We start from the raw sequence: 20,439 nt of genomic DNA, 5'->3' as shown, positions 1-20,439 counted from the left end.
CCACAGAGCGCTACGCCACCCCCCGAATCCCTCCTCCCTCCCTGTTCCTCCCGTAGGAGGAATCCGCGCGCCGCCCCCGAGAGCGGCGGATTCCCTGGCGCGAACTGTGAGGTCGCGCGCCGCCTTGTATGACATCGATGTGACGGGCGCATGCAGCGGTTTGCCGAACATGCGTAGGGTGCAGACAACTCAACAGAAGCGGTGCGCCGGAAACCGACGCACCGGGAGCGGATCGACGCGCGAAGGAGGGAGCCGGAGCGATGGGCGACCACAAAGAACAGCCCCTTCGGGTGGGCGCGGCCGTGCGTCGGCGGCGCCGCGCGCTGGAGCTCACCCTCGCCGTCGTGGCCGAGCGCAGCGGCCTGTCGGTCCCGTTCCTCAGCCAGGTCGAGAACGACCGGGCGCGGCCCAGCACGAGTTCCCTGGAGAAGGTCGCCGACGCCCTGCGCACCACCGCGGTCGAGCTCCTCGCCGCGGCCGACCCGGCGTGCAGCGTGGACGTCGTCCGCGCCGACGACACCGAACCGCTGCCCCAGCCCCGGACCCGGTCCCTGGTGCGCGGCCACCACCAGATGCACGCCTCCGAGTTCACCGGCGACCACGACGCGGGCCGTGAGTTGCAGTACCGCAACGACCAGTTGATGTACGTCGCCGACGGCGCGGTGGAGATCGAGGCGGAGGGCCGCGCCTACCGGCTCGGCCGCGGCGACACGCTGTACCTCACCGGCGGTGTGCGGCACCGCTGGCGGGCGGCGGAGTCCGACACCCGGGTGATCGTCGTCGCCGTGGCGGAGCACATCGAGGCGGTCCGGGACCGGCCACGCCCGTGAGGGTCGTCTCGCTGGTCCCGTCGCTGACCGAGGCCGTGGCCCGGTCCGCCCCCGGCGCCCTGGTCGGCGCCACCGACTGGTGCACGCATCCGCCCGGCCTCGACGTCGTACGCCTCGGCGGCACGAAGAACCCCAAGACCGACCGGATCGTCTCCCTCGCGCCCGACCTGGTGGTCGCCAACGAGGAGGAGAACCGCGAACCGGACCTCGTGGCCCTGCGCGCGGCGGGCATCGAGGTCCTGGTGACGGAGATCCGCGACGTCCCGCAGGCCTTCCGGGAACTGGCACGCGTCCTGGACGCCTGCGGGGTGGCGGCCCGCCCGCGCTGGCTGGACGAGGCGGAGGAGACCTGGTCGTCCCTGCCGACGCCCCCGACCCGTCTGACGGCGGTCGTGCCGATCTGGCGCCGCCCGTGGATGGTCCTGGGCCGCGACACCTTCGCGGGCGACGTCCTCGCCGGCCTCGGCGTCGACCACCTCCACGCGGCGCACCCCGACCGCTACCCCCGCATCCCGCTCGCGGAACTCCGCGCCTGCGCCCCGGAGGTGGTGATCCTCCCGGACGAGCCGTACCGCTTCACCGCGGACGACGGCCCCGAGGCCTTCCCGGGCCTGCCCTGCGCGCTCGTCAGCGGACGGCACCTGACGTGGTACGGGCCGTCGCTGGTCGAGGCACCACGGGTACTGGGCCGGGCCCTGCGAGCAGCTCGCCCCTGAGCAGCCCGCGTGCGGTGCCCACGACGGCGGTGCCCCACGCGGCGACCAGCACCGCGTACAGCACGACCGCCGGCCCCGCGTAGGCCACGAGCCCGGTGTGCCGGCCCAGCGCCTCGGCGCCCGTGACGCAGGTGCCGACCGGGAAGGTGAACGACCACCAGGTCATCGAGAACCGCATCCCGTGCCGCCGGGCGCGCAGCACATGGGCGGTGGCGAGGCAGAACCACAGCAGCGCGAAGCCCGTCACGGGCACGCCGTAGAGCACGGCGAACACACCGAAGCCTCGGCTGTCCGGCGCCGGTACGACCCCGGGGGCGACGTCCGCGAACACACCGGCGGCGGTCGTCGACTGCCCGAGCGGGCCGAGGACCAGGAACAGCGTCGGGGTGAGGGCGAGCGGCAGCGGACCGCTGGTGATCAGCCGTCCGAACACCAGCGGCAGCATGACCAGGGTCGCGAGCAGGCTGAGCCCGAACATCGCGAAGCAGAAGAGGAGCAGCGTCTCCCGGGCCTGACCGGGAGGCAGATGCGGCGCCAGCGGCGGCCCGACGGCGGCCGACACCATGGGCGCGACCAGCGGCAGCAGCCAGACGGGCGTGGCCTGTCCCGGCTCGACCCGGTGGTGTACGGCCATCAGATACGGCACCGCGACGGCGGCGGCCAGCCCGACAGCCGTACCGGCGCTGAACAGCACGGCGTCGAGCGCCACGGCCGCCCGCAGGCCGATCCAGTCCCGGCCGACGGTGAGGGTACCGCCGCCGACGGCCAGCAGGGCCATGGCGAGGCAGCCGTAGAACGGGGCCGTCGCCGGGTCGAGGAGGTGGGCGCGGGCCTGGTCCCGGTGACGGGCCCAGTGCACGGCCCGGGCGCCGAGCAGGGTGACGAGCAGGACCAGCGAGAGGGCCCAGACGCCGGCCGACGCGCCGCGCAGCCCGGGGACGTGCGGCGACAGTGCGGTCCCGGCGGTGGCGACGACGGCGGTGCCCATGACGGTGGCGTACCAGTTCGGCCCGAGGTGACGGACGGAGACTGCGCACGGAAGGGGCTGGGCTGCGGTGACCATGACTCCACCGTCGAGCCGCGGGCACCCCACCGCCAGGGAGCAGTCCTCTATGGCGACATAAGCTGGGTTTATGAGCAGGACGGAAGAGCAGGGTGGGGTCCCGAGCGCCGGGTCGCTGGCGCACCGGGTGCCGGATCTGGGCGCGTTGGAGTTGCTGCTGGCGGTGGCGCGGCTCGGCAGCCTCGGCGGGGCGGCGCGGGAACTCGGCGTCACCCAGCCCGCGGCCAGCAGCCGGATCCGGTCGATGGAGCGGCAGCTCGGCGTGGCCCTGGTCGACCGCTCACCGCGTGGATCCCGGCTCACGGACGCCGGTGCGCTGGTCACGGACTGGGCGCGGCGGATCGTCGAGGCGGCGGAGGCGTTCGACGTGGGGGCGCAGGCGCTGCGCGATCGCCGCGACTCCCGGTTGCGGGTGGCGGCGAGCATGACGATCGCCGAGTATCTGCTGCCGGGCTGGCTGCTCGCGCTGCGCGCCCAGCGGCCCGACACGGCGGTGTCCCTGCATGCCGGGAACTCGACGGTGGTCGCGGAGCGGCTGCTGGCGGACGAGGCGGATGTGGGGTTCGTCGAGGGGCTGACGGTTCCGACGGGGCTGGACTCGGTGGTCATCGCCCACGACCGGCTGATAGTGGTCACGGCGCCTGCGCATCCCTGGGCCCGCCGTCGGCGTTCCCTGGCCGCGGAGGAACTGGCGTCGACCCCGCTGATCCTGCGTGAGAAGGGCTCAGGTACGCGCCAGGTCCTGGACGCGGCGCTGGGCGGGCTGGCCCGGCCGCTGATCGAGCTGTCGTCCACGACGGCCGTCAAGGCGGCGGCGGTGAGCGGGGCGGGGCCGGCGGTGCTGAGCGAACTCGCGGTGGGGGAGGAGCTGGCGATGCGCCGGCTGGTCCGGGTGCCTGTGGAGGGGGTTGCCCTGGCGCGCGACCTTCGAGCGGTGTGGCCGACCGGGCATCGCCCTACCGGGCAGGCCCGGGATCTGCTGTCGCTGACGCGGGGGTAGTTGTCCCGCCCCCGCCCTGCCGGCCGGAGCCGGAGGAGACAGTCGACTGACGTCTCCTCTGTCCCCCACCGGAGATGACAGGCACCTCGCGTGTGCAGATGCGTCATCTGACCGAGAGGTTCCCCAGCCCCGAAGGCCGCTCACGCGCCGCCCCGCGCCGTTCATTGATCGTTTGTCGGCATTCACACGGTCCGGAAGTCGTCCACCCGCTCGCCCTCCGCCTGGGACGGCTCGGTCCTGGGGACGTCCGGGTGCTGCTCCACTGCCGCACGCTCGGCCGGTTCATCGCGCTCGCCCTCGGCCTGGGAGGGCGTGTGCGAGTACAGCCAGAGGTCGTCATCCGAGGCTCCGGTCTTCATGGCGGGCCTCCCTTGGTCGCTCGTCTCCCATACTCCTCCCGGGCGCGCGGCAGGACCAGCGGCCAGTCCTGCGCGCACCGGCTCAGGCCGCCGCTGCCGCCTCCACCAGCGCCCGCATCACCCGGACGTCCTCGCCCATCTCCGGATGCCACTGCACCCCCAGCACCCAGCCCTCACCGGACGGCAGTTCCAGTGCCTCCACCGTGCCGTCATCCGCGTACGCCGACGGGACGAGCCCCTCGCCCAGGCGGTCCACGGCCTGGTGGTGGTACGTCGGTACGTACGTCTCCTCCGGCACGACACCGGCGTACAGACTTCCCGGCACCGGCTTGACGGCATGGCTGCCGAAGACGCCCACGACCTCCGCGTGCCCGTCGAGGTGCTGCACCAGCGTCCCCCCGAGGGCGACGTTCAGCAGCTGCATGCCCCGGCAGATGCCGAGCAGCGGGACGCGCGCCGCGAGGGCCGCGTGGATCAGGGCCAGCTCCCAGGCGTCCCGCTCCCGCGCCGGCGGCCCGGTGCGGGGGTGCGGCTCGGCGCCGTACCGTACGGGCTCCACATCCGGCCCGCCCGCGATGACCAGCCCGTCCAGCCGGGTCACGGCCTCGGCCGCGTGCTCGGGGGCGTCCGGCGGAAGCATCGCGGCCAGGCCGCCCGCTCGCTGGACCAGGCGTGGATAGCCGACCGGCAGCAGCGCGGCCTCCAGTTCCCACACCCCCCAGCGCGCACCGGACTCCAGATAGGTGCTGACACCGATCAACGGCCTGGCCACCAGAACTCCCTCAACAGTCGACGTCTCAGTCCCGTGTCAACTCTGCCTCGGCCGCGGCCAGCGCGGCGAACTCCTCCTCCGGCGCCTTCGCCACCAGGCGCTTGCGGCTGTACAGACCGAAGTAGGCGAGGGCCACGACGTACACCGCGAGCGCGATCAACGCCGCCGTCACATCCACCAGGAACGTCGCCACCAGCGCCGCACAGGCCAGCACCAGGGCGACGGAGGAGGTCAGCACCCCGCCCGGAGTCCGGTACGGCCGCGGCAGCTCCGGCTCGCGGCGGCGCAGCACGATGTGCGACAGCGACATCAGCGCGTAGGAGATGGTCGCGCCGAAGACCGCGATGTTCAGCATCCGGGCGCCGTCGCCCGAGACCGCCGCCAGCAGGAAGCCGATCGTGCCGGGCACCAGCAGGCCCAGGTACGGCGCCTTGCGGCGGCTGGTGAGGGACAGGAAGCGGGGCAGATAGCCCGCGCGGGACAGGGCGAACAGCTGGCGCGAGCCCGCGTAGATCAGGGAGAAGAACGACGCCACCAGGCCGGCCAGGCCCGCGTAGTTCACGATCCGGCTCAGCGTCGTGGCCTTGCCGTCCGGCTGGAGGGCCTCGACGAGCGGGTTGCCCGCCTCCTGGATCGCCGCGGAACCTCGTGCTCCCGCCGCCGCGACGAAGGTCACCACCGCAAGTACGACCAGGATGCCCATCGACCAGCGGATCGCCTTCGGCAGCGTACGGGCCGGATCCCTCGTCTCCTCGGCGGCCAGCGGCACCCCCTCGACGCCCAGGAAGAACCACATGCCGAACGGGAACGCCGCCCAGATGCCGAGCAGGCCGAACGGGAGCCAGGAGTTCGACCCCGCGGCGGAGGAGTCGACCGGGATGTCGTCAAGCGAGGCGAACGAGAACTCGGGCAGTGCCGCCAGCGCGAACACGACCAGGGCGACCACCGCGATGCCCGTGACGACGAAACTGAAGCGCAGCGCCTCGCCCACGCCCCACAGATGGATGCCGAGGAAGATCGCGAAGCAGACCAGGTACATCGGCCAGCCGGACTCCAGGCCGAACAGGCCCAGCGACTCGACGTAGTCGCCGATGAAGATGACGATGGCGGCGGGCGCGAGGACGTACTCGATGAGGATCGCCGTACCGGTCAGGAAGCCGCCCCAGGGGCCGAGTGCCCGCCGGGCGAAGCCGTAGCCGCCGCCCGCCGTCGGCAGGATCGAGGACAGCTCGGCGAGGGCGAAGACCATGCAGGCGTACATCGCGCCCATGAGCACCATGGCGATCGCGAGGCCCCCGAAGCCGCCCTCGGCCAGGCCGAAGTTCCAGCCCGAGTAGTCACCGGAGACGACGTAGGCGACGCCGAGTCCGGTCAGCAGCACCCAGCCGGCGCTGCCGCGGCGGAGCGCCCTGCGTTCCAGATAGTCGTCCGCCTGTACGGCGGCGGGTGTGCTGGTGGATTCCTGGGACATGGGCAGACTCCCCACGGGAGGCGGACACGGGGTCGAGAGGGTTCGACTCAATGGAATGGATCCATACCTTTGCCGTGTCCACCACAGGAAGGCAATACCCCTGCGTTAATCGCCAGTAAAACCTCGCGCCCCCGGGACCCGTCCCGGCTCAGCCGAGGAAGCCCCGCAGCAGCGCCGCCGTGCCCCCGCAGTGCTCGCGCATGATCTCCCGCGCCTGGTCGGCGTCGCCCTCGATCACGGCCTCCACCACGGCCGTGTGCTGCCGCTGGGAGTGCTCCAGGTTGCGGACGAGGAGAGGGATGCAGTCGAGCAGGTCGTTGACGGTCGCGCGGACGGCCGCGTACTGGGCGGTGAGCGTGGGGGAGCCGGACAGCTCGGCGAGCGTGAGGTGCAGCAGCGTGTCCCGGCGGCGGTAGTCGGTGAGCGGGGCGTCGTGCGTGCGCGCCAGGGCCTCGCGGAGCCGCTCCGCCTGCTTGGCGTCCAGCCCGTGTGCCGCGCACAGCCCCGCCGCGCCCACCTCCAGCACCTCCCGGAACCGCAGCACGTCCTCTATGTCGACCTCGGCGATCCTGCGCCGCAGTTCGTCCTCGCCGCCGGCGTCGTGACGCGGCAGCACGAACGTGCCGCCGTACCGGCCCCGCCGCGACTCCACCAGGCCCTGGTCCTGGAGCACCTTCAGCACCTCGCGCAGCGTCACCCGGCTGATCCCCAGTCGCTCCGCCAGCTCCCGCTCGGCCGGCAGTCGCTCGCCCCCCGGCACCAGGCCCAGCCGTACGACCTGGAGGATCTGCTCCAGGGCCTCCTCGAAGCCGTTGCCCGCGCGCACCGGCCGCAGCACCGGAGTCAGCCCGTCCCGCGTCTCGCCGCCAGCTTCCTCCGGCATGTGGCCGTACCCCCTTCCCAAGCAATGGTTCTCCGCAATACCTTATGGCTTCCGGCGGACCCAGAGCCAAGGAGGCCCTCCCGTGGCAGACCGCACACCCCCGCTGAGCGTCGAGGAGCTGCACGCCCTCGTCGCGGGCGGTGAGATCGACACTGTCGTCCTGGCCTTCCCCGACATGCAAGGCAGACTCCAGGGCAAGCGGTTCGCCGCGCGCTTCTTCCTGGACGACGTCCTCAAGCACGGCACCGAGGGCTGCAACTACCTGCTCGCCGTCGACACCGAGATGAACACCGTCGACGGCTACGCGATGTCCTCCTGGGACCGCGGCTACGGCGACTTCGCCATGCACCCGGACCTGGCCACCCTGCGCCGCGTCCCCTGGAACGAGGGCACGGCCATGCTCCACGCCGACCTCGCCTGGAACGACGGCTCGCCCGTGGCCGCCGCGCCCCGCCAGATCCTGCGCCGCCAGCTGGAGCGCCTCGCCGAACTCGGCTACACCGCCCAGGTCGGCACCGAGCTGGAGTTCATCGTCTTCAAGGACACCTACGAACAGGCCTGGGACGCGAACTACAGAGGCCTCACCCCGGCCAACCAGTACAACATCGACTACTCGGTCCTCGGCACCGGCCGCATCGAGCCCCTGCTGCGCCGCATCCGCAACGAGATGGCGGCCGCCGGCCTCACCGTGGAGTCCGCCAAGGGCGAGTGCAACCCCGGCCAGCACGAGATCGCCTTCCGCTACGACGAGGCCCTGGTCACCTGCGACCAGCACGCCGTCTACAAGACCGGCGCCAAGGAGATCGCCTCCCAGGAGGGCATGTCGATCACCTTCATGGCCAAGTACAACGAGCGCGAGGGCAACTCCTGCCACATCCACCTCTCGCTCGCGGACGCGGACGGCACCAACGCCATGGCAGGGGACGGCGAAGGCGGCATGTCGGACGTCATGCGCCACTTCCTCGCCGGCCAGCTCGCCGCACTGCGCGACTTCTCCCTCCTCTACGCCCCCAACATCAACTCCTACAAGCGTTTCCAGCCGGGCTCGTTCGCCCCGACCGCCGTCGCCTGGGGCTACGACAACCGCACCTGCGCGCTGCGCGTGGTCGGCCACGGCCGCTCGATGCGCTTCGAGAACCGGCTGCCCGGCGGCGACGTCAACCCCTACCTCGCCGTGGCCGGTCTGGTCGCGGCCGGACTGCACGGCATCGAGCAGAAGCTGGAGCTGCCCGAGCCCTGCCCCGGCAACGCCTACGCCGCCGACTTCGCCCACGTCCCCACCACCCTGCGCGAGGCCGCCGAGCTCTGGGAGAACAGCCCCGTGGCCAAGGCCGCTTTCGGCGACGAGGTCGTCGCGCACTACCGCAACATGGCGCGCGTCGAACTGGACGCCTTCGACGCCGCGGTGACCGACTGGGAGCTGCGCCGCTCCTTCGAACGCATGTGAGGCTTTCTTGTCTTCCGAGCACGTGATGGAAGTACTGAACCCCGCGACCGAGGAGGTCGTCGCCGCCATCGCGGCGGCCGGCCCCGCCGACGTCGACGCGGCCGTCGCCCGCGCCGCCCGGGCGCAGACCTCCTGGGCCTCCCTCGCCCCGGGCGACCGCGCCCGGCTGCTGCGACGCTTCGCGGCCACCGTCGACGAGCACCTGGAGGAACTCGCCCGCCTGGAGGTCCGCGAGGCCGGCCACACCATCGGCAACGCCCGCTGGGAAGCGGGCAATGTCCGAGACCTGCTGGACTACGCGGCCGGGGGAGTGGAGCGGCTCACCGGCCGGCAGATCCCGGTGCCCGGCGGCCTCGACGTCACGATCCTCGAACCGCTCGGCGTCGTCGGCGTGATCGCGCCCTGGAACTTCCCCATGCCGATCGCCGCCTGGGGCACGGCCCCCGCCCTCGCGGCCGGGAACGCGGTCCTCCTCAAGCCCGCCGAGACCACCCCGCTCACCGCGCTGCGCCTCGCCGAACTCGCCCTGGAGGCAGGGCTCCCGGAGCACCTCTTCCAGGTCCTGCCCGGACACGGCGACATCACGGGCGACGCGCTGGTCCGCCACCCAGGGGTCGCCAAGATCGTCTTCACCGGCTCCACGCGGACCGGTAAACGCGTCGCGGCGCTCGGCGCCGAGCAGGTCAAGCCCGTCACCCTCGAACTCGGTGGCAAGAGCCCGAACATCGTCTTCGCCGACTCCGACCTGAAGGCCGCCGTCGACCCCTTCTCCTTCCTGGACAACTCCGGCCAGGACTGCTGTGCCCGCACCCGCATCCTGGTCCAGGAGACGGTGTACGACGAGGTCCGCGAGCTGCTCGCCGAGACGCTGGCCGCCGTGGTGGTGGGCGACCCGGCCGACGAGAAGACGCAGATGGGCCCGCTCATCTCCCGGCAGCAGCTCGACCGCGTCCGGGGCTTCGTACAAGAGGACGCCCCGGCCCTGCGCGGCAGCGCGCCCGAGGGGCCCGGCTTCTGGTTCCCGCCGACCGTGCTCACCGGGGAGCGGCCCGACTCGGCGGCGGCCTGCGAGGAGATCTTCGGCCCGGTCGCCGTCCTGCTGCCCTTCACGGACGAGGCCGACGCGATCCGGCTCGCCAACGACACCCCGTACGGCCTCTCCGGCTCCATCTGGACCCGGGACGTCGGTCGCGCCCTGCGCGTCTCCCAAGCGGTCCGCGCGGGCAACCTGTCCGTCAACTCCCATGCCAGCGTCCGCTACTGGACCCCCTTCGGCGGCTACAAGCAGTCGGGCGTCGGCCGCGAGCTCGGCCCCGACGCTCTGGCCGCCTTCACCGAAACCAAGAACGTCTTCATCAGCACGGAGGGCCCCGCACAGTGACTGCTCAGGACACCATCTGCCGCCGACTGGTCGGCCGTACCGCCGTCGTCACCGGAGCCGGCAGCGGCATCGGCCTCGCCGCCGCCCGCCGCCTCGCCTCCGAGGGCGCGCACCTCGTCTGCGGCGACGTCGACGAGGTCCGCGGCAAGGCGGCCGCCGAGGAGACCGGCGGCATCTTCGTGAGGGTGGACGTCACCGACCCCGAGCAGGTCGAGGCCCTCTTCAAGACGGCCCACGACACCTACGGCAGCGTCGACATCGCCTTCAACAACGCCGGCATCTCCCCGCCCGACGACGACTCCATCCTGGAGACCGGCCTGGAGGCCTGGAAGCGCGTCCAGGAGGTCAACCTCACCTCCGTCTACCTCTGCTGCAAGGCCGCCATCCCGTACATGCGGCGCCAGGGCAAGGGCTCGATCATCAACACGGCGTCCTTCGTGGCGAGGATGGGCGCCGCCACCAGCCAGATCTCGTACACGGCCTCCAAGGGCGGCGTCCTCGCCATGTCCCGCGAACTGGGCGTGCAGTTCGCCCGGGAGGGCATCCGGGTCAACGCCCTGTGCCCCGGCCCGGTCAACACCCCGCTCCTCCAAGAGCTGTTCGCCAAGGACCCGGAGCGCGCCGCGCGCCGCCTGGTGCACATCCCGCTGGGCCGGTTCGCCGAGGCCGAGGAGATCGCCGCAGCCGTGGCCTTCCTCGCCAGTGACGACTCCTCCTTCGTGAACGCCACCGACTTCCTGGTCGACGGCGGGATCACGGGGGCCTACGTCACACCCCTGTAAGGCGTGTCCTGGCGGGCGGGATCTCGCTCTACAGTGCCGGGATGAGCATGACGCCACCGCCCGGCTGGTATCCCGACCCGCACGGCCCGCATCTGCAACGCTGGTGGGACGGCACGGCCTGGACCGAGCACCGCCGTGCGCCCGGGGCACCCACGGGCCCGGTGCCCCCGCCCCCGGGCGGCGGCACCGGGCGCGCGAGGGCCGTCGCCCTCATCGCCGCAGGAGCCGTGCTCGTCGCGGCGATCGTCACCGGAGCCGTCGTGCTGGTCGACGACGGCGGCGGCACGCAGACGAGTACGGCCCCGACGTCCGAACTCCCGGCCCCGATCGGGCCGACGGAGCCGACTCCCGAGGCGTCCACGTCCGAGCCGTCCTCCGACGACCCGGCCGTCGTCGAGGACCAGCTCAACGGCGTCACCTTCCCGCTGCTCGACGGCTGGGTCCGGCCGCAACACGTGGCCCAGGACGACGTCGTCATGACGACCGACGGCACCTACGACTGCCCCGCCGGCGTCGGCCTCTGCCGCCACGGCCTCGTCTTCTCCCGCACGGTGACCGAAAGCGACGAGCAGTCCCCCGAGGTCCTCGCCAAGGCGGACATCAAGGACGCGGCCGACGAGGCCTACGACCGCGACGAACTCGGCCGCGAGCTCTACGGGGGCATCGAGTCGCACCAGCAAGTGAAGTCCGGGCCGGTCGCGGTGGCGGGCCGCGCCGGGTACCTCGTGCGCTGGCGCGTGCGGACCGCCAAGGGGCCCGGCGGCTACGTCCAGTCGCTCGTCTTCCCGTCCAGCGTCGGCACCGAGTCGCCCGTCCTCGTCCGCTACGTCTTCGACTCGGGCGAGAAAGGACCGCCGCTCGCCGACATGGACCGCATCACCAAGGGCATCCGGCCGTTCGGTGACGCGGACACGGGCGGCGGCGTGGGCAGCAGCATCGGCCCCGCGGACCGATTCCCCGGCGGCTGACGGGTTACAGGAACGTGTGGCCCTCGCCGCGGTACGTCGGCACGGTCGCCGTCACCGCGTCCCCCTCGATCAGATGCAGAACGTCGAACCGCTCGCACAGCTCACCGGCCTTCGCGTGCCGGAACCACACCTTGTCACCGATCAGCAGGTCGTCGGCGGGCGAGCCGAGCAGCGGCGTCTGCACCTCACCGGCCCCCTCCTGAGGGTCGTAGCGCAGCCCCTGAGGCAGATACGGCACGGGCAGCCGGTCGAGCCCGGCCGCGCCGGAGGCGGGATACCCGCCACCGAGGACCGTCACCACCCCGACGCCCGGCCGCCGAACGACGGGCTGGGCGAAAAGGGCCGCCGGACGGCCGCTGAACGACGTGTAGTTGTCGAACAGCCGCGGCGCGTACAGCCCCGACCCGGCACCGATCTCGGTCACCGCGTCCTCGGCCGCCGTGTGCTGCACCGAGCCGGTGCCGCCGCCGTTGACGAACTCCAGCCCCGGCACGACGGCCCGCACCGCGCGCACCACTTCCGCGCGCCGCTCGGCGAGTTCACGCTTGGCGGCGGCCTGCATCAGCCGGACGGCACGGGACCGCAGCGGCCGCCCCGCCACCGCGTCCCCGACACCGGCGACATGCCCCTCGTACGCCATGATCCCCACGACCTCGAAGCCCGGCCGGCGGGCCACGGCCCGGGCCATGTCGGCGACCTGGGCGGGGGAGTGCAGTGGCGAACGCCGGGCCCCGACCCGCACGCGCCCGCCGAGCAGCTTCAGGGAGGTGTCCAACTCCAGGCAGACCCGCACGACTTCACGCCCGCCGCCCCGCGAGGCGTCGATGAGATCGAGCTGGGCGATGTCGTCGACCATCACGGTCACGGCGGCGGCGAGCTTGGGATCACCGGCCAGTTCGGCGTACGCGGCCCGGTCGGCGGAGGGGTAGGCGAGCAGCACGTCGTCGAACCCCGAGCGGGCCAGCCACAGCGACTCGGCGAGGGTGAACGACATGATCCCGGCGAAACCGTCCCGGGCCAGGGCCCGTTCCAGCAGCGCCCGGCACCGCACGGACTTACTGGCGACCCGGACGGGCTTTCCCCCGGCGCGACGGACCAGGTCGGCGGCGTTGGCGTCGAAGGCGTCCAGGTCCACGATCGCGAGAGGGGCGTCGAGATGGGCGGTGGCCCGGTCGTAACGGGCCCGGTCGGAGGCGCGCGCAGTCATGAACGCAGCCTGCCAGACAGGATTACCGCAGGGTAGGGGGACGTTCCGGGCAGATGCCCCGGGCTCGTGGACTGGTTCCCGTTCGCGCAGGAACAAGCCGTAGAGTGACGCGCACGTACGGCGGAGCGACGCCGGCCGGTCTTCCGCGCTGGGATGACGCTCCATCCGTACGGGTATGTGTGCCCGGGACGACTCAGTGCCGGGCCTCGGGCAGGACGACGCCGGCCCGCGCGGTACGCAGCGGCCCGGGTACGAGGAAACGGGGGGTGCATGAGCACGGAAGCACGGCGTGCCTCTTTCACCCCACGCCCCACGACGCCACCGCGCCCCTCGCAGCCCCCGACCCCGCCCGAGGACGCCCAGACGGCACCGTCCGACCCGGCCGGGGGTGACACCCCGTCGGTTATGGACGACCGGGGGCGCTCCGGCGTCCACGGGTCAGCTGCCGCCGGCCAGGAAACGGCCGCTCGGGGTGGAGGCACGGCCTCCGGCGAAACCGACGGCTCGAACCGCCGCCCCCGCTTCCCCAGCTTCGGCAACACCTCTCCTCGGCGTGCCGACGCCGCCGCACGCCGTCCTGCCGAGCCCGCCGCCCCCCGGCCTCCCGAGGCGGCCGCGCCCCGTCCTGCCGAGCCCGTCGCTCCCCGGCGTGCCGACGCCGCCGCACGCCGTCCTGCCGAGCCCGCCGCCCCCCGGCCTCCCGAGGCGGCCGCGCCCCGGTCTGCCGAGCCCGTCGCTCCTCGGCGTGCCGACGCCGCCGCACGCCGTCCTGCCGAGCCCGCCGCCCCCCGGCCTCCCGAGGCGGCCGCGCCCCGGTCTGCCGAGCCCGTCGCTCCTCGGCGTGCCGACGCCGCCGCACGCCGTCCTGCCGAGCCCGCCGCCCCCCGGCCTCCCGAGGCGGCCGCGCCCCGGTCTGCCGAGCCCGTCGCTCCTCGGCGTGCCGACGCCGCCGCACGCCGTCCTGCCGAGCCCGCCGCCCCCCGGCCTCCCGAGGCGGCCGCGCCCCGGTCTGCCGAGCCCGTCGCTCCCCGGCGTACCGACGCCGCCGCCCCGCCCCCGCCCCGTGCCTCCGACCGCTTCCCGGATGCGCGGCCCGGTGTCGGCCGTGTGACGCGGCCCGAGCCGGACAGGCCGTCCACCCCACCCGACGCCCCTCCGCGACCGCGCCACCTCCCCACCACGCCGGGCCCGTCCGGCCGGCCGGGGTACGCCCCCACGTCACGCCGTACCGGCGCCCCCGCCGAGAACTCCTCGGAGACGACCGCCCGCCTGCGACCGGTCCCCGCGGACCCGTCATCCGCCGAGCGAGCCGAGCGCCCGTCCTCCGGGCCTGCTGAATCCTTCGGTCGCCCCGGTTCCGCGCGGCCCGGTGTTCCGCCACGTCCCACGCGCGAGCCGCAGGCCGGCATCGGCACCGGTGCCACCACCGGGCGTGGTCCGCGCATGCCCTCGGCACCCGCCCACCGGCCCGCCGACGTCTCTCCCGACCCGTCCCTCTCCTGGAGCGCCCCCCTGCCCCCCGCGCCCGCTCCCGCCGGCACACGCCCCGTCGTGTCTCTCGGGGAGCCCGAGGGATACGACGGTGACGCGCGGCCCCGGCCGCTCGGGGGGCGCGGGGCGTCCCAGGCCGCCGCTGCCGCCGTCTGTCTCGTGCTCGGACTGGGGCTCATCTCGGGCGCGGTCACCGGGAGCTGGCTCGTGGGGGACTCCGGGGAGGAGGGCTCGCGCAGTACCTTCAGCGCGGCCGGAAGCCTCTGGCACAGCGTGCCCGTCGACCAGCTGTTCCCGCCCACAGTGGAGGGCCAGGGCGCCGGTCCCGGCGGCGCCGACCGCACCTGGACCCGTATCGCGGTCGCCCCGGACAGCGGCTGCAAGGACGCCTTCGACCCCCTGCTGCGCAAGGCCCTCGCCCCCGTCGGCTGCGAGCGGCTCCTGCGGGCCACCTACACCGACGCGACCGAGAGCTACGTGACCACCGTCGGCCTGCTCTTCACCAAGGCCGACGCCCCGGGCATGACCTCCCTCGCGAACCGTTTCCGCAAGGAGCGCCTGGACCGCCGCAGCGACCTGATGCCCCTGCCGTACGCCGCGAAGGACACGCCCGCCGCCCACTTCGGCGCGCAGCAGCGCGCCGCCTGGACCGTCTCCGTGCTGACCGAGGCCCCGGTCGTGGTCTACGCCGTCTCCGGCTGGGCCGACGGCCGGACCGTCGACGACCCGCAGCCCGCCGGGGACGCCATGGGGCCCGGCGCCACCACCGCCCCCGCCCAGGCCGGCCTCGGCAACGAGGCGCAGGGCCTCGCCGACCGCGTCGAACGCGGCCTGCGCAAGAACGTCCGCTCGGCCACGGAGCAGCCGTCGTGAAAGCCACCAGGAACCCGGCCGGCACAGCAGCCAGGGCCGGCCGGTCCGCGGCGCTGAGCGTCCTGCTCGCCGCCGGCCTCGTCCTCCTGCCCTCCACCACCGCCCACGCCGACGGCATCCGCGCCCAGCAATGGGCCCTGGAGGCGATGCGCACCCAGGAGGCCTGGCAGACCACGAAGGGCGAAGGCATCACCGTCGCCGTCCTGGACACCGGCGTCGAGGCCGACCACCCCGACCTGGTCGGCAACGTCCTCCCCGGCAAGGACCTGATCCGCTTCGGAGCCGAACCCGGCGACCGCGCCTGGGCCCGCCACGGCACCGCCATGGCCGGCATCATCGCCGGGCACGGACACGGCCCGGGCAACGCCGACGGCGTCCTCGGCATCGCCCCCGAGGCGAAGATCCTCCCCGTGCGCGTGATCCTGGAGGACGGCGATCCCTCCCGGGCCAAGGCCCGCAGCACCCGCGGCAACGCCCTCGCCGAGGGCATCCGCTGGGCCGCCGACCACGGCGCGGACGTCATCAACCTCTCCCTCGGCGACGATTCCGCCTCCGCGCACCCCGAACCCGCCGAGGACCAGGCCATCCAGTACGCCCTGAAGAAGGGCGTGGTCGTCGTCGCCTCCGCCGGCAACGGCGGCGAGAAGGGCGACCGCATCTCCTACCCGGCCGCCTATCCGGGCGTCATCGCCGCCACCGCCGTCGACCGCTCCGGCACCCGCGCCCCCTTCTCCACCCGCCGCTGGTACGCCACCGTCAGCGCCCCCGGCGTCGACGTCGTCATCGCCGACCCCGACCACAAGTACTACGAGGGCTGGGGCACCAGCGCCGCCGCCGCCTTCGTCTCCGGCGCCGCCGCCCTGGTCAAGGCGGCCCACCCCGACTTGACCCCGGCTCAGATCAAGTCGCTCCTGGAGGACACCGCCCGCAACGCCCCCGTCGGGCGCCGCGACGACTCCCGCGGCTTCGGCTTCGTCGACCCGGCCGCCGCCATCAAGGCCGCCGACCGGCTGAAGCCGCAGGGCCTGCGCTCGGCGGCGTACGGCGCGAAGTACTTCGGCAGCGGTCCGGACACCACCGGCTCCGGCGACGACACCGCCGACTGGGCCGCCCCCCTCGCGGGCGGCGCCGGCGGCGTCCTGCTGGTCGCGGCCGTGGTCCTGTGGCGGGGCCGCCGCACGAGCCGCGACGACTTCTAGCAGCCGGCCACCAGGGCCGCCCGCCGACGCGGCTGCACCCGGCCGATAGGGTCGACGACCGTGGCGAACAAGAACATCCCCGACTCCGGCTTCTCCGACGACGACGGCTCCGCCGACCCCCGGCTGAGCGCGGCACTCGCCGCCTGGTCCGAGGACCGCGGTGCCGTGGGACCGGTCCTCGACGCCCTCAAGGGCGCCCGGCTGCTCGTCCCCGTCGTGGCCGTGCTCGGCGAGGTCGAGGAGGACGAGCGGGGACTGCGCCGCGAGAAGACCAGCGACATGGCCGTACCGACCCTGAAGGCGGGCAACCGCACCGCCCTGCCCGCCTTCACCTCCACCGACTCCCTCGCCCGCTGGGACCCGGCGGCCCGCCCCGTCGCCGTCCCCCTGCACCAGGCCCTCCAGGCCGCCGCGCACGAGAAGGCGGACACGGTCGTGCTCGACCTGGCCGGGCCCGTGCCCTTCGAACTGACCGGCCACGCCCTGCTCGCCCTCGCGGAGGGCCGTACGACCACCGACCCGCTCGCCGACCCGGCCGTCGTCGAGGCCGTACGCGATGCCGTGGCCGCCGAGCCGGCCGTTCTGCGCGCCCACCTCGGCCCGGGCCAGGCCGACGGCACCCTCACCCTGGTCCTGGACCCGTCCGCCGCCCCGGCCGAAGCCGCCCGGGCGGTCGCCCGGCGGCTCGCCGCCGACGAGACACTGAGGGCCCGCCTGGTGCGCGGCCTCGACCTGGCACTGCTGCCGGCCGGGGCGACGCCACCGGGCGAGCCCTTGTACGAACGCTGAGGCGGGACCTCTGAGGCGGGACCTAGCCGTAGACCGGGCCCGTGTACTTCTCCCCCGGGCCCTTGCCCGTCTCGTCCGGGACGAGCGACGCCTCGCGGAACGCCAGTTGGAGCGACTTCAGGCCGTCGCGCAGGGGCGCCGCGTGGAACGAGCTGATCTCGGTGGCGGACGCGTCCAGCAGGCCGGCCAGCGCGTGCACCAGCTTGCGGGCCTCGTCCAGGTCCTTGTGCTTGTCGCCCTCCTCGGTCAGACCGAGCTTCACCGCGGCGGCACTCATCAGGTTGACGGCGACCGTCACGATCACCTCGACCGCCGGGACCTCGGCGATGTCGCGGGCCATGGCGTCGAAGTCGGGGGACTCAGGAGGGGTCTCACTCATGCCTCACACGATAGGCGCAGGCCGGGCGTGCGCCGTACCAGACCCCGGGGCGCCACAATTAGCCGTTCCTGGCCATTGCTGGTAATCTCGTGTAACGACCGGTCGGACCCGCATGCCTCGCGGCCCGCGAGCCCGACCCACAAGTGGAGGCTTTCGAACTCCCACCTGACCGCCCCCAGGGCGGTGGGTCACCGGTCAGACGGTCCCGTCCCAGCGGCGGCGCTCCGTCCGAAATCGCGCCCCGCGGCTCCCCCGCGGCGGTGCTCCGGTAGTTCGAGGAGCCCCGCCTGGGAATCGTCCGGGGCATTTTTTGTGCTTCGGCGCGGTTAGGTCTATCGAACAGAGACGTTACGCGGCCGTCCGCCAGACCGTCGCGTGGTGCTACCGAGGAGGATCCATCAGCGCCGAGCCCCGCATCAACGACCGGATTCGCGTTCCCGAGGTGCGACTTGTCGGTCCCAGTGGCGAGCAGGTGGGCATCGTCCCCCTGGCCAAGGCACTGGAGCTTGCGCAGGAGTACGACCTGGACCTGGTCGAGGTCGCGGCGAACGCCCGTCCGCCCGTGTGCAAGCTCATGGACTACGGGAAGTTCAAGTACGAGTCGGCCATGAAGGCCCGTGAGGCGCGCAAGAACCAGGCGCACACGGTCATCAAGGAGATGAAGCTCCGGCCGAAGATCGACCCGCACGACTATGACACCAAGAAGGGTCACGTCGTTCGGTTCCTCAAGCAGGGCGACAAGGTCAAGATCACGATCATGTTCCGTGGTCGCGAGCAGTCCCGGCCCGAGCTGGGCTACCGACTGCTCCAGCGTCTCGCGGAGGACGTCCAGGACCTCGGTTTCGTCGAGTCGAACCCGAAGCAGGACGGCCGAAACATGATCATGGTTCTCGGTCCGCACAAGAAGAAGACCGAGGCGATGGCCGAGGCTCGCCAGGCGCAGGAGGCCCGCAAGGCGGAAGCGAAGGCCAACCCCGGCCGCTCGCAGAACGCCGCGGACACCGACGCGGACGTCGAGGCGCCGGCCGAGGAGCCCGCCGAGGCGTGACTCCGGGGACGCGAGTCCCAGGACCAACCGAAACAAGACGACGCTCCACCGTGCCCGGTTTTCGCGACCGGGCACCGGAGCGCCACCGACGAGGAGAGTACGGCGCTATGCCGAAGAACAAGTCGCACAGCGGGTCCAGCAAGCGCTTCAAGATCACCGGCTCCGGCAAGGTGCTCCGCGAGCGTGCCGGCAAGCGCCACCTGCTCGAGCACAAGTCGTCCCGTGTGACGCGTCGCCTCACCGGCAACGCCGAGATGGCCCCGGGCGACGCCAAGAAGATCAAGAAGCTTCTCGGCAAGTGACGCTCCGGCGCGTGAGCGCCGTACGTCAGGACCGGGACCCAATCGATTTCGGGCCGTGTGAAGACCACCGCGGCCCCGCTACAAGGAGTCAAAAGTGGCACGCGTCAAGCGGGCAGTGAACGCCCACAAGAAGCGCCGGGCGATCCTCGAGCAGGCCTCCGGCTACCGCGGTCAGCGTTCGCGCCTGTACCGCAAGGCCAAGGAGCAGGTCACCCACTCGCTGGTCTACAACTACAACGACCGCAAGAAGCGCAAGGGCGACTTCCGCCAGCTGTGGATCCAGCGCATCAACGCCGCTGCCCGCGCCAACGGCATGACCTACAACCGCTTCATCCAGGGTCTGAAGGCCGCGAACATCGAGGTCGACCGCAAGATCCTGGCCGAGCTGGCCGTCAACGACGCCGGTGCGTTCGCCGCGCTCGTCGAGGTCGCCCAGAAGGCGCTGCCGAGCGACGTCAACGCCCCCAAGGCGGCCTGACGCCGGCTTCGAGCCGATGTGACGGAAGGACCCGCAGGCCGCTCGGCCTGCGGGTCCTGCTGTGCAGCCAGCTACTGAGAAAGCGAACGGAATGCCCCCCGCCACCCCCGAGCTCATCTCCCCCCGTTCCCCCGCGTCCTGGCCGCCCGGCGGCTGGCTAAGCGGAACTTCCGGGGCAAGGAGCGGCTGTTCCTCGCGGAGGGGCCGCAGGCGGTGCGGGAGGCGGCCGGGTACCGGGCCGGGGGTGCGGACACGCTCGTGGAGCTGTTCGCCACACTGGAGGCCGCCGAGCGGTACGCCGACATCGTGGGAGCGGCCCGGGACGCCGGCGCCCGGGTGCACCTCGCCTCCGAGCAGGTCATCGCCGACATCTCCACCACCGTCACCCCGCAGGGCCTCGTCGGCGTCTGCCGCTTCCTGGACACGCCCTTCGAGGAGGTTCTCGCGGCGCGCCCCCGGCTCGTCGCCCTTCTCGCCAACGTCCGTGACCCCGGCAACGCCGGGACCGTGCTGCGCTGCGCCGACGCCGCCGGCGCCGAGGCCGTCGTCCTGACCGACGCCTCCGTCGACGTGTACAACCCCAAGGCCGTCCGCGCCTCCGTCGGCTCCCTGTTCCACCTGCCCGTCGCCGTCGGCGTCCCCGTGGAGCAGGCGGTGGAAGGGCTGCGGGCCGCCGGTGTGCGCGTCCTCGCCGCCGACGGGGCCGGCGACCGCGACCTCGACGACGAGCTCGACAAGGGCACCATGGGCGGGCCGACCGCCTGGGTCTTCGGCAACGAGGCCTGGGGCCTTCCGGAGGAGACCCGCGCCCTGACGGACGCCGTCGTCCGCGTCCCGATCCACGGGAAGGCCGAGAGCCTGAACCTCGCCACCGCCGCCGCCGTATGTCTCTATGCGTCGGCACGTGCACAGCGCGCCGCCGGAGGGTGCCGCTCCGTCACCGGGAACTAGTAGGGTGACCAGCTCAGGGACCCCTCTGTGGAGCTTGGAGGTGGGGTACG

20 protein-coding genes and 1 pseudogene are annotated in these 20,439 nt (G+C 73.1%); 14 read left to right on the top strand and 7 right to left on the bottom strand.

What is annotated here, in order from left to right; translation table 11 throughout:
• Positions 1 to 260 precede the first annotated feature (260 nt).
• Both V8690_RS07650 and V8690_RS07645 read left to right on the top strand, forming a co-directional pair.
• A complete protein-coding gene (locus V8690_RS07650) occupies positions 261 to 830 on the top strand; it encodes an XRE family transcriptional regulator (protein WP_338776740.1) in 570 nt (189 codons plus the stop codon).
• Positions 827 to 1,546, top strand: coding sequence for a helical backbone metal receptor (locus tag V8690_RS07645; RefSeq protein WP_338776738.1), 720 nt, complete (start codon positions 827 to 829; stop codon positions 1,544 to 1,546). Before V8690_RS07650 ends, V8690_RS07645 begins: the two co-directional genes overlap by 4 nt.
• Here V8690_RS07645 and V8690_RS07640 read toward each other — a convergent pair.
• Entirely contained in the window at positions 1,458 to 2,609 is a 1,152-nt protein-coding gene (locus V8690_RS07640; RefSeq protein ID WP_338776735.1) for a TDT family transporter, read from the bottom strand. The two genes, V8690_RS07645 and V8690_RS07640, sit on opposite strands and share 89 nt — an antisense overlap.
• A 70-nt stretch (positions 2,610 to 2,679) precedes the next feature.
• Here V8690_RS07640 and V8690_RS07635 point away from each other — a divergent pair, with 70 nt between their 5' ends.
• Positions 2,680 to 3,609, top strand: a complete 930-nt coding sequence (locus V8690_RS07635; RefSeq protein WP_338776733.1) for a LysR family transcriptional regulator — start codon at positions 2,680 to 2,682, stop codon at positions 3,607 to 3,609.
• A 182-nt stretch (positions 3,610 to 3,791) separates the two neighbouring features.
• Here the strand turns inward: V8690_RS07635 and V8690_RS07630 are convergent, their stop codons facing one another.
• The 4 genes from V8690_RS07630 to V8690_RS07615 form a co-directional block, all read right to left on the bottom strand.
• A complete protein-coding gene (locus V8690_RS07630; protein WP_338776732.1) occupies positions 3,792 to 3,968 on the bottom strand; it encodes a hypothetical protein in 177 nt (58 codons plus the stop codon).
• 82 nt (positions 3,969 to 4,050) lie between these two features.
• Positions 4,051 to 4,743 carry a gamma-glutamyl-gamma-aminobutyrate hydrolase family protein gene (locus V8690_RS07625; protein WP_338785280.1) on the bottom strand — a complete coding sequence of 231 codons (693 nt, stop codon included), beginning with the start codon at positions 4,741 to 4,743 and terminating at the stop codon, positions 4,051 to 4,053.
• A gap of 22 nt (positions 4,744 to 4,765) precedes the next feature.
• Entirely contained in the window at positions 4,766 to 6,211 is a 1,446-nt protein-coding gene (gene eat, locus V8690_RS07620; RefSeq protein ID WP_338776730.1) for an ethanolamine permease, read from the bottom strand.
• A 148-nt stretch (positions 6,212 to 6,359) separates the two neighbouring features.
• Positions 6,360 to 7,094 (bottom strand): FCD domain-containing protein, encoded by a 735-nt coding sequence (locus V8690_RS07615; RefSeq protein ID WP_338776728.1) that lies wholly within the window; start codon positions 7,092 to 7,094, stop codon positions 6,360 to 6,362.
• Positions 7,095 to 7,176: 82 nt separating this feature from the next.
• Here V8690_RS07615 and V8690_RS07610 point away from each other — a divergent pair, with 82 nt between their 5' ends.
• The 4 genes from V8690_RS07610 to V8690_RS07595 are packed head-to-tail and all read left to right on the top strand — an operon-like array spanning position 7,177 to position 11,672.
• Entirely contained in the window at positions 7,177 to 8,541 is a 1,365-nt protein-coding gene (locus V8690_RS07610) for a glutamine synthetase family protein (RefSeq protein ID WP_338776726.1), read from the top strand.
• 7 nt (positions 8,542 to 8,548) lie between these two features.
• Positions 8,549 to 9,922 (top strand): aldehyde dehydrogenase family protein, encoded by a 1,374-nt coding sequence (locus V8690_RS07605; RefSeq protein ID WP_338776724.1) that lies wholly within the window; start codon positions 8,549 to 8,551, stop codon positions 9,920 to 9,922.
• Complete coding sequence (locus tag V8690_RS07600; RefSeq protein WP_338776722.1) at positions 9,919 to 10,704, top strand: 3-oxoacyl-ACP reductase; 786 nt, start codon at positions 9,919 to 9,921, stop codon at positions 10,702 to 10,704. The genes V8690_RS07605 and V8690_RS07600 overlap by 4 nt, the downstream gene beginning before the upstream one ends.
• Positions 10,705 to 10,751: 47 nt before the next feature.
• Positions 10,752 to 11,672, top strand: coding sequence for a DUF2510 domain-containing protein (locus V8690_RS07595; RefSeq protein ID WP_338785279.1), 921 nt, complete (start codon positions 10,752 to 10,754; stop codon positions 11,670 to 11,672).
• A gap of 4 nt (positions 11,673 to 11,676) precedes the next feature.
• Here the strand turns inward: V8690_RS07595 and V8690_RS07590 are convergent, their stop codons facing one another.
• Positions 11,677 to 12,879, bottom strand: a complete 1,203-nt coding sequence (locus V8690_RS07590) for an amino acid deaminase/aldolase (protein ID WP_338776720.1) — start codon at positions 12,877 to 12,879, stop codon at positions 11,677 to 11,679.
• Between the two features lie 1,551 nt (positions 12,880 to 14,430).
• On the opposite strand from V8690_RS07590, the gene V8690_RS07585 reads away from it, so the two are divergent.
• The 3 genes from V8690_RS07585 to V8690_RS07575 are packed head-to-tail and all read left to right on the top strand — an operon-like array spanning position 14,431 to position 17,231.
• Positions 14,431 to 15,243, top strand: coding sequence for a hypothetical protein (locus V8690_RS07585; protein ID WP_338785277.1), 813 nt, complete (start codon positions 14,431 to 14,433; stop codon positions 15,241 to 15,243).
• Positions 15,240 to 16,442 (top strand): type VII secretion-associated serine protease mycosin, encoded by a 1,203-nt coding sequence (gene mycP / locus V8690_RS07580; RefSeq protein WP_338776719.1) that lies wholly within the window; start codon positions 15,240 to 15,242, stop codon positions 16,440 to 16,442. The genes V8690_RS07585 and mycP overlap by 4 nt, the downstream gene beginning before the upstream one ends.
• 60 nt (positions 16,443 to 16,502) lie before the next feature.
• Positions 16,503 to 17,231 (top strand): SseB family protein, encoded by a 729-nt coding sequence (locus tag V8690_RS07575; RefSeq protein ID WP_338776717.1) that lies wholly within the window; start codon positions 16,503 to 16,505, stop codon positions 17,229 to 17,231.
• 22 nt (positions 17,232 to 17,253) lie between these two features.
• On the opposite strand, the gene V8690_RS07570 is transcribed toward V8690_RS07575, so the two are convergent.
• On the bottom strand, positions 17,254 to 17,610 hold the full coding sequence (locus V8690_RS07570) for a DUF1844 domain-containing protein (protein ID WP_338776716.1): 357 nt from the start codon (positions 17,608 to 17,610) through the stop codon (positions 17,254 to 17,256).
• A 397-nt stretch (positions 17,611 to 18,007) separates the two neighbouring features.
• Between V8690_RS07570 and infC the strand changes: the two genes are divergently transcribed.
• The 4 genes and pseudogenes from infC (at position 18,008) to V8690_RS07550 (ending at position 20,389) form a co-directional block, all read left to right on the top strand.
• The gene (infC, locus tag V8690_RS07565) at positions 18,008 to 18,658 is read left to right on the top strand and encodes a translation initiation factor IF-3 (protein ID WP_338785275.1); all 651 of its coding nucleotides are present in this window, start codon (positions 18,008 to 18,010) and stop codon (positions 18,656 to 18,658) included.
• Positions 18,659 to 18,765: 107 nt separating this feature from the next.
• Positions 18,766 to 18,960 (top strand): 50S ribosomal protein L35, encoded by a 195-nt coding sequence (gene rpmI, locus V8690_RS07560; RefSeq protein WP_059419477.1) that lies wholly within the window; start codon positions 18,766 to 18,768, stop codon positions 18,958 to 18,960.
• Positions 18,961 to 19,054: 94 nt separating this feature from the next.
• Complete coding sequence (rplT, locus tag V8690_RS07555; protein ID WP_010045263.1) at positions 19,055 to 19,438, top strand: 50S ribosomal protein L20; 384 nt, start codon at positions 19,055 to 19,057, stop codon at positions 19,436 to 19,438.
• 91 nt (positions 19,439 to 19,529) lie between these two features.
• Positions 19,530 to 20,389: pseudogene (locus tag V8690_RS07550) on the top strand (RNA methyltransferase).
• Positions 20,390 to 20,439: the final 50 nt, after the last annotated feature.

It is taken from the genome of Streptomyces sp. DG1A-41, from assembly GCF_037055355.1.
Classification (GTDB): domain Bacteria; phylum Actinomycetota; class Actinomycetes; order Streptomycetales; family Streptomycetaceae; genus Streptomyces.
This window is presented reverse-complemented; position numbering and strand designations above follow the sequence as displayed.

Coding starts and splice junctions, on each gene's coding strand:
- V8690_RS07630 (WP_338776732.1), bottom strand. CDS start 3,968: ATGAAGACCGGAGCCTCGGATGACGACCTCTGGCTGTACTCGCACACG.
- V8690_RS07640 (WP_338776735.1), bottom strand. CDS start 2,609: ATGGTCACCGCAGCCCAGCCCCTTCCGTGCGCAGTCTCCGTCCGTCAC.
- V8690_RS07590 (WP_338776720.1), bottom strand. CDS start 12,879: ATGACTGCGCGCGCCTCCGACCGGGCCCGTTACGACCGGGCCACCGCC.
- rpmI (WP_059419477.1), top strand. CDS start 18,766: ATGCCGAAGAACAAGTCGCACAGCGGGTCCAGCAAGCGCTTCAAGATC.
- V8690_RS07650 (WP_338776740.1), top strand. CDS start 261: ATGGGCGACCACAAAGAACAGCCCCTTCGGGTGGGCGCGGCCGTGCGT.
- V8690_RS07570 (WP_338776716.1), bottom strand. CDS start 17,610: ATGAGTGAGACCCCTCCTGAGTCCCCCGACTTCGACGCCATGGCCCGC.
- eat (WP_338776730.1), bottom strand. CDS start 6,211: ATGTCCCAGGAATCCACCAGCACACCCGCCGCCGTACAGGCGGACGAC.
- V8690_RS07615 (WP_338776728.1), bottom strand. CDS start 7,094: ATGCCGGAGGAAGCTGGCGGCGAGACGCGGGACGGGCTGACTCCGGTG.
- V8690_RS07635 (WP_338776733.1), top strand. CDS start 2,680: ATGAGCAGGACGGAAGAGCAGGGTGGGGTCCCGAGCGCCGGGTCGCTG.
- V8690_RS07595 (WP_338785279.1), top strand. CDS start 10,752: ATGACGCCACCGCCCGGCTGGTATCCCGACCCGCACGGCCCGCATCTG.